General features: G+C 64.6%; 10 protein-coding genes. 6 read left to right on the plus strand and 4 right to left on the minus strand.

Features of this window, described 5'->3' with window-relative positions; genetic code table 11:
• Nucleotides 1–134: 134 nt before the first annotated feature.
• From gabT to VITFI_RS15255, 6 genes are all read left to right on the plus strand, one after another.
• A complete protein-coding gene (gene gabT / locus VITFI_RS15230; RefSeq protein WP_089417703.1) occupies nt 135–1436 on the plus strand; it encodes a 4-aminobutyrate--2-oxoglutarate transaminase in 1302 nt (433 codons plus the stop codon).
• Between the two features lie 73 nt (nt 1437–1509).
• Nucleotides 1510–2604 (plus strand): ABC transporter ATP-binding protein, encoded by a 1095-nt coding sequence (locus VITFI_RS15235; protein ID WP_089417704.1) that lies wholly within the window; start codon nt 1510–1512, stop codon nt 2602–2604.
• Between the two features lie 114 nt (nt 2605–2718).
• Nucleotides 2719–3756 (plus strand): ABC transporter substrate-binding protein, encoded by a 1038-nt coding sequence (locus tag VITFI_RS15240; protein ID WP_089417705.1) that lies wholly within the window; start codon nt 2719–2721, stop codon nt 3754–3756.
• A gap of 20 nt (nt 3757–3776) precedes the next feature.
• Nucleotides 3777–5060 carry an ABC transporter permease gene (locus VITFI_RS15245; RefSeq protein WP_089417706.1) on the plus strand — a complete coding sequence of 428 codons (1284 nt, stop codon included), beginning with the start codon at nt 3777–3779 and terminating at the stop codon, nt 5058–5060.
• 7 nt (nt 5061–5067) lie between these two features.
• Nucleotides 5068–5898 carry an ABC transporter permease gene (locus tag VITFI_RS15250; RefSeq protein WP_089417707.1) on the plus strand — a complete coding sequence of 277 codons (831 nt, stop codon included), beginning with the start codon at nt 5068–5070 and terminating at the stop codon, nt 5896–5898.
• 40 nt (nt 5899–5938) lie between these two features.
• A complete protein-coding gene (locus VITFI_RS15255; RefSeq protein WP_089418197.1) occupies nt 5939–7417 on the plus strand; it encodes an NAD-dependent succinate-semialdehyde dehydrogenase in 1479 nt (492 codons plus the stop codon).
• 16 nt (nt 7418–7433) lie between these two features.
• Here the strand turns inward: VITFI_RS15255 and VITFI_RS15260 are convergent, their stop codons facing one another.
• The 4 genes from VITFI_RS15260 to VITFI_RS15275 all read right to left on the minus strand — a co-directional run bounded on the left by VITFI_RS15260 (nt 7434) and on the right by VITFI_RS15275 (nt 12122).
• Nucleotides 7434–7790, minus strand: a complete 357-nt coding sequence (locus VITFI_RS15260; protein WP_089417708.1) for a YkgJ family cysteine cluster protein — start codon at nt 7788–7790, stop codon at nt 7434–7436.
• Between the two features lie 68 nt (nt 7791–7858).
• On the minus strand, nt 7859–9703 hold the full coding sequence (locus tag VITFI_RS15265) for a hypothetical protein (RefSeq protein ID WP_157725720.1): 1845 nt from the start codon (nt 9701–9703) through the stop codon (nt 7859–7861).
• Nucleotides 9704–9755: 52 nt separating this feature from the next.
• A complete protein-coding gene (locus VITFI_RS15270) occupies nt 9756–11297 on the minus strand; it encodes a malonate--CoA ligase (RefSeq protein ID WP_089417710.1) in 1542 nt (513 codons plus the stop codon).
• Between the two features lie 30 nt (nt 11298–11327).
• Nucleotides 11328–12122 (minus strand): enoyl-CoA hydratase/isomerase family protein, encoded by a 795-nt coding sequence (locus tag VITFI_RS15275; RefSeq protein WP_089417711.1) that lies wholly within the window; start codon nt 12120–12122, stop codon nt 11328–11330.
• Between the last annotated feature and the right edge of the window lie 8 nt (nt 12123–12130).

The following is a 12130-nucleotide window of genomic DNA, read 5'->3' on the forward strand; positions in this document are numbered from 1 at the left end:
CGCCCGGTGCGCCAAGCTGTACTGGTGTGGCGGCCTGCACAGTGCACCGGAAAAAGCGCGTGAGTGTGCATGGTCACATGCACGTCACATGCCTACAGTCGCGGCCCGTGCCTCCCCTTGAAAGGTTCCTTCCCATGCAACGCGATGCCGATTTCACCAACGCCGCCCTGATGGCCAGCCGCCGCGCCGCCCTGCCCACTGGCATGGGCCAAGCTTACGAAGTGTTCGTCGAGCGAGCGCAAAACGCTGAAGTGTGGGACGTGGAAGGCAAACGTTACATTGACTTCGCCGGCGGCATCGCCGTGCTGAACACCGGCCACAACCACCCGAAGGTGATCGCCGCTGTCAAAGCCCAGCTCGACCAGTTCCACCACACTTGCTTCCAGGTGCTGGCGTATGAGCCCTACGTTGAGCTGGCCGAACGCCTGATCGCCAAGGCGCCGGGCGACTTCGCCAAGAAGGCCATCTTCCTGTCCACCGGCGCGGAAGCGGTGGAAAACGCCGTCAAGATCGCCCGCGCTGCCACGGGCCGCCAAGCGGTGATCGCCTTCGGGGGTGGCTTCCATGGCCGCACACTGCTGGGCATGGCGCTGACCGGCAAGGTCGCGCCGTACAAAGCCGGTTTCGGCCCCTTCCCGGCGGAGATTTATCACGCCGAATACCCGAACGCCCTGCACGGCGTGAGCGAAGCGGATTCGCTCAAAACCATCGAGCACATCTTCAAATATGACGTGGAAGCCTCGCGGGTGGCCGCCATCATTTTGGAACCGGTGCAAGGTGAAGGCGGTTTCTACGCCGCGTCGCCCGCGTTTGCCCAGGCGCTGCGCGCCCTGTGCGACCAACACGGCATCGTGCTGATCGCCGACGAAGTGCAAACCGGCGCTGGCCGCACCGGCACCTGGCTGGCCAGCGAACAGTGGGGCGTGGCGCCGGATTTGATCACCATGGCCAAGAGCATGGCTGGTGGCTTCCCGATCTCCGCCGTGATCGGCAAGGCCGAGATCATGGACAAACCCCTGCCCGGCGGCCTGGGCGGCACCTACGCCGGCAACCCGCTGGCCTGCGCCGCCGCGCTGGCGGTGCTGGATGTGTTCGAAGAAGAACAACTGCTGGCGCGCTCCAACGCCATCGGCGAACGCCTGAAGGCCGGCTTGAGCGCCTTGGCCGAGCGTCACACCAGCATCGGGGATGTGCGTGGCCTGGGTTCGATGATCGCCATCGAGCTGTTCAAGAACGGCGACACGGCCCAACCCGACGCCGACCTGACCAAGCGCGTCTGCGCCGAAGCGATCAAGCGGGGTCTGGTGCTGCTGTCCTGCGGCGTGTACGCCAACGTCATCCGCATCCTGGTGCCGCTGACCGCTTCCGACGCGCTGCTGGACGAAGGGCTGGCCCTCATGGGCCAAGCCTTCGACGCCGCCACGGCCGCCGGCTGACCTTTCACCCACCAGGGGCAGCGCCCAGGTGGCGCTTCCCCGCCACCTTCAAGAAGTACCGAGCTGCCCCGCCATGAGCCCTGACAGCCCAACCCCCCTGGTGCGCTTTGCCGGCGTGCAAAAAACCTACGACGGCCTGAGTTTGGTCGTGCGTTCGCTGGATTTGGACATCCAGCGCGGCGAATTCCTCTCCCTGCTCGGCCCGTCGGGTTCGGGCAAAACCACCACGCTGATGATGCTGGCGGGGTTTGAATCCCCCACCGCCGGCGAAATTTTGCTCGACGGGGTGCCCATCACCCGCACCCCGCCGCACAAGCGCAATTTCGGCATGGTGTTTCAAAACTACGCCCTGTTCCCCCACATGACGGTGGCGGACAACGTGGCTTACCCCCTGACCGTGCGCAAAGTGCCTCAGGCCGACATCGCCAAGCGCGTGGCCAAGGCGCTGGACATGGTGCAACTCGGCGCCAAGGGCGACCGCTACCCCAGCCAGCTCTCCGGCGGCCAACAGCAGCGCGTGGCGCTGGCCCGCGCCTTGGTGTTCGAACCGCAACTGGTGTTGATGGACGAACCGCTGGGCGCACTCGACAAGCAGTTGCGCGAGCACATGCAAATCGAGCTGAAGGAGCTGCACCGCCAACTGGGCGTCACCTTTGTGTACGTGACGCACGACCAGGGCGAAGCCCTCACCATGAGCGACCGCGTCGCCGTGTTCAACGATGGCCTGATTCAACAAATCGATCAGGTGGAAAAACTCTACGAAACCCCGGTGAACCGCTTCGTCGCCGGCTTCGTGGGTGACAGCACCCTCTTGACCGGCATCACCGCCCAAGCCGAACGCGATGCGTGCGAGCTGGTGTTGCCGTCGGGCGAGCGCCTGGCGGGCATCAACGTGAACCACGCGCTGCCGGGCACGCCCGTGGTGGCCTCGGTGCGCCCGGAGCGCATCGAAGCCCTGTTCGTGCCGCCCGAGAACATGCGCAACTGCCTGCACGCCGCCATCACCGACGTGATTTATTTCGGCGACCACCTGCGCTTGCGCTGCGCCATCGCCGGACAGAAGGAAACCGCCACCGTCAAGCTGCCGCTGTCCAGCGGGGAGCAGCCGGTGACGGGGCAGTCGGTGTGGTTGCACATCCCGACGCCGTACCTGCGCATCTACATCTAATTTCACAGATTCCACAGACCGGGGCGGCTCCCCCTGCACGACCCCGGCACCGCGAGACAAACCGCTCGCTTTCGACTCCGACCCTTTTCCCACCCACCCCACTGGAGTATTGCGATGAAGAAGACCTCCCTTGTCCTGGCTTCGGTTGCCGCCCTGATGGCCGCCACGCCCGTGTTGGCCCAGAGCCAACTGACCGTCGTCAACTTCGGCGGCGCCAACGGCGCTGCGCAAAAGAAGGCTTATTACGAGCCGTTTGAAAAGGCGGGCGGCGCCAAGATCGTCACCGTGGAATACAACGGTGAGCAGGCCAAGATCAAGGCCATGGTCGAAACCAAGAAAGTGACTTGGGATCTGGTGGAAGTGGAAAGCCCGGACGTGCAGCGCGGCTGCGATGAGGGTCTGTTCGAGAAGCTGGATTACAGCAAGATCATCCCCAAGGCCGACCTGTTGCCGGCGGCTGTGAACGAATGCGGCGTGGGCTTCTTCGTGTGGTCCACCGTGATGGCCTACAACGGCGACAAACTCAAAACCGCCCCGACCACCTGGGCCGATTTCTGGGACACGAAGAAATTCCCCGGCAAGCGCGGCCTGCGCAAGGGCGCTCGCTACAACCTGGAATTCGCGCTGATGGCCGATGGCGTGGCGCCGAAGGATGTCTACAAAGTGCTGGCCACCCCGGCGGGTGCGGATCGCGCCTTCAAGAAGCTGACCGAGCTGAAGGCCAACATCCAGTGGTGGGAAGCCGGCGCCCAGCCGCCGCAATTCTTGGTGGCGGGTGACGTGGTGATGAGCACCGCTTTCAATGGTCGCATCGACGCGGCCCAGCGCGAAGGCAAAAACCTCAAAATCACCTGGACGGGCGGCATTTACGACCTGGATTACTGGGTGATTCCGAAGGGCGCACCGAACAAGGACGAAGCCACCAAGCTGATCGCCTTCGCCATGAAGACGGAGAACCAAGCAGCTTACGCGCAAAACATCGCCTACGGCCCGACCAACACCAAGGCGCTGGCCAAGCTGCCGGCCAAGGTGCTGGCCGATCTGCCGACATCGAGCACCAACGCCAAGACCGCGCTGCAATTCAACGTGGGTTTCTGGGCCGACCAGGGCGAGGCGCTGGAGAAGCGTTTTGCCGCCTGGGCCGCACAATAAGCCTGTGAGGGACTGACGCGATGACCGCTGCCGCCGTGCCCGATCACGCCCCACCGCCGCCGGTGGGCTCCTCCGAGTTGGCTCGCTCTTTGGCCCGTGCGCAACGCCGGCGTCATGCAGCGGCCATCGCGCTGACCTTGCCTTTGCTGGTGTTTTTGATCGTCACCTTCTTGGTGCCGATCGGCGCGTTGTTGATCCGCGCCGTGGAAAACCCCGAAGTGGCCGACGCCCTGCCGCGCACCGCGCAGGCGCTGGCCCATTGGGATCACAAAACCCTGCCCGCCGAAGCGGCCTTCGCCGCCGTGGTGGACGATCTGGCGGCCATGGACGACGGCTCTCAAGCCGGCGCCCTGGCCCGCCGCCTCAACACCGAACAGCCGGGGTCGCGCTCGTTGGTGATGTCCACCTACCGCGCCCTGCCGGATTTGCGCGGTGAAGCTGGCAGCGCCCGCCCCACCCCGGCGGTGCTCAAAGACAAACTGCTGGCGCTGGACGCCCGCTGGGGCGAGCTGCCTTACTGGCAGGCCATCGGCAAAAACGCCGCCCGCTGGACGCCCGACTATCTGCTCACCGCCATCGACCTGAAGCGCACGCCCGAGGGCAGCATCGCCCAGGTGGAACCGGAGCAGCGGGTGTTTTCGTCCATCCTGCTGCGCACGTTTGTGATCAGCGCTGTGGTGACGTTCTGGTGTCTGCTGCTGGGCTACCCGCTGGCTTACTGGCTCTCGACCCTCACCGCTCGCCAAGCCAACGTGCTGATGATTTTGGTGCTGGTGCCGTTCTGGACATCGATCCTGGTGCGCGTGGCCGCTTGGATCGTGCTGTTGCAGCGCGAGGGGCTGGTGAACAGCGCGCTCATGGGCATCGGCCTGCTGAACGAACCGCTGACGCTGCTGTTCAACCGCACCGGCGTGGTCATCTCGATGACGCACATCCTGCTGCCCTTCATGATCTTGCCGTTGTACAGCGTGATGAAGAGCGTGCCGCCGACCTACTTGCGCGCCGCTGTTTCCCTGGGCAGCTCGCCGCTGGCGGCGTTCTTCCGGGTGTATGTGCCGCAAACCTGGCCGGGGGTGGGCGCGGGTGGGCTGCTGGTGTTCATCCTGTCGATTGGTTACTACGTCACCCCGGCGCTGCTGGGCGGCGCAGACGATCAGATGTTGAGCTACTACATCGCCCAATACACCAACGTCGATGTGAACTGGGGCATGGCCTGCGCGCTGGGTGCCATTTTGCTGGCGGCCACGCTGGTGCTGTATGGCATCTACCGCCGCGTCGTGAAGTCTGAACTGAGCCTGGGGTGAGTCCGCGATGAGCTTCTTCAACTTTCTCAAGCCGCAGTTTCCGGCCTACGCCACACCGCTGGACAAGGCCGGTTGGTGGGCGCTGCGCCTGGTCAGCCTGGGCGTGCTGTTTTACCTGCTGCTGCCGATTTTGGTGATCATGCCGCTGTCCTTCTCGGCCAGCTCGTTCTTGGCTTACCCGATGCCAGGCTGGTCGCTCCAGTGGTACGACAACCTCTTTCACTCGGAAGAATGGGCCCGTGCTGCGAAAAACAGCTTCATCGTCGCGCCCATCGCCACGTTGATTGCCACGGTGCTGGGCACGCTCACCGCCGTCGGTTTGGCGCGGGTGAACTTCCCCGGCAAGGGGCTGTTGATGAGCGTGTTGATTGCGCCGATGGTGGTGCCCATCGTCGTCGTCGGGGTGGCCTGTTACCTGTTCTTCGCCAAGCTCGGGTTGGCGGACACCTACATCGGCCTGATCGTGGTGCATGCCGCGCTGGGGGCGCCCTTCGTCGTCACCACGGTGCTGGCCACGTTGCAGGGTTTCAACCACAACCTGGTGCGCGCCAGTTTGAGCCTGGGCGCCAGCCCGCTGGAAACCTTCTTCCGGGTGACGCTGCCGGTGATCGCACCGGGGGTGATTTCGGGGGCGTTGTTCGCATTTGCCACCTCGTTCGACGAAGTGGTGGTGACGCTGTTCATCGCCGGCCCCGAGCAAGTGACACTGCCGCGACAGATGTTCACCGGCATCCGCGAGAACATCAACCCGACGATTGCCGCCGTGGCCACGCTGCTGATTCTGTTCACAACCGGGCTGATGCTGGTGCTCGAATGGATTCGTGGCCGCCGCGCCTGATCCGGCCATCCTCCCTGCCGACTCGTTTTTGGAGACCCCCATGGATTTGAGCCCGACCCCGCTCGCCTCGCTGAACGACCCTCACCTGCTGAAAACCGACGCTTTCATCAACGGTGAATGGGTGGGCGCGGCCAGCCGCTTCGACGTGATCGACCCGGCCACCGGCGCCAAACTCGCCGACGTGGCCAACCTGGGCGCCGAAGCCACCCACGCCGCCCTGGCCGCCGCCGACGCTGCTTGGCCAGCCTGGCGTGCCAAGCCGGCCAAGGAGCGCGCCGCCATCCTGATGAAGTGGTTCCACCTGCTGCACGCCCACGCCGACGACCTGGCGCGCATCATGACCGCCGAGCAAGGCAAGCCGCTGGCCGAGGCCAAGGGCGAAGTCGGCTACGGCGCCAGCTTTTTGGAGTGGTTTGCCGAAGAGGCCAAGCGCGTTTATGGCGAAACCATCCCGACCACGGATGCCAACAAGCGTTACTTGGTGATCAAGCAGCCCATCGGCGTATGCGCGGCCATCACGCCGTGGAATTTCCCGATTGCGATGATCACGCGCAAGGTCGCGCCGGCGCTGGCGGCGGGTTGCCCGGTGGTGATCAAGCCGGCGGAGGCCACGCCGCTGTCCGCCCTGGCCGTGGCCGAACTGGCGCAGCGCGCCGGGATGCCAGCGGGCGTGCTCAACATCATCACCGCCGATGGTGCCAACTCGATTGAGGTGGGCAAGGTGCTGTGTTCGTCGGACGTGGTGCGTCACCTGTCCTTCACGGGTTCGACCGAAGTGGGCCGCATCCTGGCCGCGCAGTGCGCGCCGACGATCAAAAAGCTGGCGCTGGAGCTGGGCGGCAACGCACCCTTCATCGTGTTTGACGATGCGGACATCGACTCCGCCGTCGAAGGCGCGATGGTGAGCAAGTACCGCAACGCCGGCCAAACCTGCGTGTGCGCCAACCGTTTCTATGTGCAAGACGGTGTGTACGACACCTTTGTGGCCAAGCTGGCCGCCAAAGCCGCCGCGCTGAAAGTGGGCAACGGTTTTGAAACCGGTGTGACCACTGGCCCGCTGATCGAAGGCGAAGCGGTGGACAAGGTCGAAGCCCACGTTGCCGACGCGCTGGCCAAGGGCGCCACGCTGGTGACGGGCGGCCAACGCCTGAGCGAACGGTTTTACACGCCGACGGTGCTGGCCAACGTCACCGCCGACATGCGTTGCGCCCGCGAAGAAACCTTTGGCCCGGTGGCACCGATTTTCCGTTTCAAGACCGAAGCCGAAGCCGTGGCCGCCGCCAATGCCACCGAATTTGGCCTGGCCAGCTACTTCTACAGCCGCGACATTGGCCGCATTTTCCGCGTGGGTGAAGCGCTGGAATACGGCATGGTCGGCATCAACACCGGGTTGATTTCGACGGCGGAAGTGCCGTTTGGCGGCGTGAAGCAATCCGGCCTGGGGCGCGAGGGTTCGCACCACGGCATGGACGATTACGTCGAGGTGAAATACCTCTGCTTGGGCGACATCCTCAAGTGACGTCGCCGGGGCGGCCTCAGGCTGCCCCTTGGGACAGAGGCGGCAACCCGTGGCGCCGCCGCGCCCGAGCGCAAGCATCGTCGCCCCACCCCAAGGGGGCCAACTGGCCGAACTCGCGACACGGCGAGGGCCGCCATTCATAGATGCCACATTGCGCCTTTTGCCCCACCGTGCCCATCAAGGCCACGCAGCGGGGCTGGGCATGGTCGGTGCCGCGCATGCGACACAACGAACTGGTGATTTTGACCGCCAGCCCATCGGGCACCTGCCCCAGCTCGGACGCCAATTCATCACGCGAAAAATCCACGCGGAAGCTGGCGCAACAGGCGCCGCAGCGGATACAGGGGTTGTCGTTTTCGGAAGCCGTGCTCATGGCAGAAGTGTGCCTGAGGTGGCTGTGCGGCGAGAGTCCCTAGCCGCACAAACCCAGGCTCTCCCCCCTCAACGTGGACACTTGAACACCGACACCCGCCCACTGGGCACATCCCGGTAAGGCACGCGGGCATCGGCTTCGGGAATGTCAATGGACAAGAGCACGTAGTCCAGGATCGGGTCTTGGCACAAGGCCAAGATGTTGTTCGCGCCCAAGGTGCGCGCCGTGGCACTGAACTCCAGTTGGGCGCGCCAGCGCTGGATGTCGGGTTTCACGTCATCGTGCGTGTCTGGCACCTCGGGCACGGCGCCGATCATGCCGGCCCGCGCCAGCACTTCGAGCCGCCGCCGAAACTCCATCGCCGCCTCGCGGGAAAACAGCGAGTTCGGCCCGTGGCTCATGGAAGCGTACTGCGAGCGGTGCAGCCGGAACCAGGTGTGGTCACTGCCGGCATCCCAGTACACCAGCGCCCCCTCGGGAACGATCTGCCGCAAGGGCGTTTGATCGTCCAGCGGGCGCTGTGCTCGCGCCACTTGGTCACTCCACGCACTCAGGGACAGCACCCCCGGCACCAGCGCCAAACTCACCAACCCTGCGTACACCCAACGGGAACGGGCCCGCGACAAACCCACGAACAGGAGCAAGGCCACCGGCAAGCTCACCATCGGCTCCTTGGCCCAACTCACCCACCGGGCATGGGCCAGGTGATTGATGTGGTTGATGGTGTCGGCATACACCAGCGCGGGCCAGCGCACGGCCAACGCCATGAGCAAGATCATGCCCGCCAGCACCGGCAAGCTGCGATGCCAGGTTGGCCCCTCCAACCAAGGCCCGATTCGCCCGTGCATCACCAGCAGCGCCGGCCAGATCACGAACGTCAATGGTGCGCTCAAACTCAAAAGGGCCGCCGCCACCAGCAGAACGTGCGCCCACATCCGTGCATTCCAACGTGGCCACGCCGGCAGAACGCAGACCCACAGCGCAGGCGCCAGCAGTTGGGCCAGCCACAGCACACGCCACACCTGCAACTGCACCAGCAGCACATTGCGGGATTGGCAGGCCCACCACCAAGTCGCTAACAAGCCCAGCAGCAGCACCAGCAAGGCACGGGCCCACGTCCGCGCCCAGCCTGCCGAATGGGCACCCCAACCGACATAGGCCAGCAACGCGGCATACACCATGGGTTTGGCCCACCCCAAAGCCGGCCAAGACGGTGCCAGCGCATAGCCGGCCAGCACCAGGACACTCTCCCACCACACCGGGTCGAAGGTTTGAAACAGGCGTACCAGGGGATCGACACCCCACGCAGCCCCGCCCAACACCGCCAGCAACCCCACGCCGATGCCCATGACGCGCACACGCGCAGGCTGCATCAGCAGCACCAGCCCCCCACCGGGGAGGGCGATCAGGGGATGCAAGGCCGCCGCCAGGCCGACCCCCAGCCATGCCCGTCCGATGCGGCCCTGCGATTGCTGGCCCAATGCCCACAGCACAGCGGCTTCGGCCCAACAGCGGGCCGTGACTTCGCTGCCAGCGTAGGCAAACAAGCCATGTCCGTCATAGGTGGCGGGCAGCAGCAGCATGAGCATGAAGGCCCACCAACGCCGCTCACCCCATCCGACCTGCACCCACCGGTACAGCGCAATCCACCACAGCACCCGGCCTGTCGTGGACATCACCCACCCGGCCATCGGCAGCCCCAGCAGCGTCACCACTTGGGCGTACAGCGACCCAAACAGCGAGAAATTGCCTTGGGTTTGGCCCATGAAAAACACATCTTTGGCGAAGTTGTGCATTTCCAGGCGCCGCAGGGCTTCGCCGGAATACAGCGAGCCGTCATGGACGTTGAAGTGGAGGTAGGGGTTGGCGAGCCACCAGAGGCCCCACAAAGCCACCCCCATCACAACAGCCAAGAGCCGATCCGGGCGGATGACCGATGGTCCCGGGGTGTTTCCCGTCGCCGAATCAGCGGGCGTCAAAACAGGCTCCATGCTGTTGTCTCAGCCCATTTTTCTGCACTTTCCCCATGGTATTGCGCGGCAACTCCGGTGTGATGAACACGGCTTTGGGGACTTTGAAATTCGCAATTCGCCCTTTGAGCGCAGCGATGATGGCTTCTGGCATTACCTTCGCCCCCGCACGCGGCACCACCACGGCCACCACGCCCTCGCCAAAATCTGGGTGCGGCACACCAATGACGGCACTTTCCGCCACCCCTGGCAGCTCGTTGATGACCCCCTCGACCTCCGCCGGGTACACGTTGTAGCCCCCGGTGATCACCAAATCCTTGCTGCGCCCCACGATGGTGACGTAACCATCGGCATCGATCTTGCCGACATCGCCGGTCTTGAACCAACCATCGGCGGTGAATTCTTCTTTGGTTTTTTCCGGCATGCGCCAGTAGCCGCTGAACACATTGGGGCCACGCACTTGGATGTGTCCAATCTCCCCTGCGGCCACCGCTTCGCCAGCATCATCATGGATGCGCACGCCCACGCCCGGCAGTGGGAAACCCACCGTCCCGCCCCGGCGCTCACCGCCTTCGGGCTGGCAGGGGTTGGACGTCAGCATGATGGTTTCGCTCATGCCGTAGCGTTCCAAGATGGTGTGGCCGGTGCGCGCCTGCCAAGTGCTGAAGGTTTCGATCAGCAAAGGCGCCGAGCCGCTGATGAACAGCCGCATGGGCGCGCAAGCGTCACGCGTCAGGCCGGCCTCGCCCAGCAAACGCACGTACAGCGTGGGCACGCCCATGAACACCGTGCCTTCGTTGAAACGCGCCAGCACGGCTTTCGGGTCGTACTTGGCGAACCAGATCATCTTGCTGCCATTGAGCAGCGCCCCGTGGCTGGCCACAAACAGCCCGTGAACGTGGAAGATCGGCAGGGCGTGAATCAGCACGTCGTCGGGTTGCCAGCCCCAATAGTCTTTCAGCACTTGGGCGTTGGACAGCAAGTTGCCATGCGACAGCATCGCCCCCTTGCTGCGCCCCGTGGTGCCGCTGGTGTAAAGGATGGCGGCCAGATCACCGGCGCTTTTCTCGGCTGGGGTGTGGGTGTCCGCATGAAATGCCGCCCGCTCCAACAAGGTGCCGGTGCGGTCGTCATTCAGGGTGAAGACGTGGCGGGTGCCCGCCGCAAACGCCAAGCGGCTCACCCAGGTGAACGCAACGTCCGGGCAGACCACCACCGCCGGCTCGGCATTGCCAATGAAGTACTCGATTTCACTGGCTTGGTACGCCGTATTCAGGGGCAAAAACACATGGCCCGCACGCAACACCCCGAGGTAGAGCATGAGCGCTTCCACGCTTTTATCCACCTGCACCGCCACACAGCTTTCGGGTGGCAGATCGAGCGAATCCAGCAAATTGGCGATGCGGGCGGTGGCCGCGTCCAAGTCGGCCCAGGTGTAGAACAGCGGGGCGCCGGGGCCATCGGCGGTTTCGATCGCGGTGGCTGACCCATCCGCAGGAAACGCCGCCCGCAGGGCAGCAAACAAGTTCTGGTTCATGCGAGGGTCTCCCAAAGCAGGCTGAAACGGTCAGTCGAAACGAGCCGGGCGTTTTTCATTGAAGGCCGCCAAGCCTTCGCGATGTTCCTCGGAAGGCGCGTAGGCATAGTGGCCGTGACGCTCCTCACGCTGGCTGAACGGATGCGCCACGTTGGCAAAGCGCCGCAGCGCCTGTTTGTTCAGACGCATGGCTTGGGGTGACAGTTGCGCGATGCGCTCGGCGGTTTGGCGGGCTTCGATGTCCACCTGATCATCCGCGACCACGCGGGTGACGAGGCCACGCTCGCGGGCTTCCTGAGCGGTCAGCACACGCGCATCGAGCAGCAGCTCGCGCAGGCAGGTTTCTCCGATGACACGGGCCACGATTTCCACCTCCAGCGGCGCCATCGGGAAGCCCAGCTTGGCGATGGGCACCCCGAAACGGCTGCGGGTGCCGCAAATGCGCAGATCGCAGCACGCGGCAATCTCCAAACCACCGCCGATGCACGCGCCGTCGATCTGCGCCACCAAGGGCACATCGCAGTCGAGCAAGGCTTGCAGCGCCGGGGCAACGACCTCTTCGTGAAAGGAGGCCAGCGTGTCGGCTTGGAAGCGGAACTGCGGGAATTCTTCGATGTCCCCACCCGCCACGAAGGTGCCGCCTTCGCCCTGGATCACGATCACACGCGGCAGCGGGCCCGTGCGGCCCAGCGCTTCGATGTGGCTGCGCAGCTCGTGCCACATCGCCACATTCAAGGCGTTGAGTTTGCCGGGATGGGAAATGGTGAGACGGGCGATGCCGTGATCATCGGCAGCATGGAAAAAAACACGACCAGAGGCGTTCATGGCGACAC

It is taken from the genome of Vitreoscilla filiformis (assembly GCF_002222655.1).
Lineage (GTDB): Bacteria > Pseudomonadota > Gammaproteobacteria > Burkholderiales > Burkholderiaceae_C > Ideonella > Ideonella filiformis.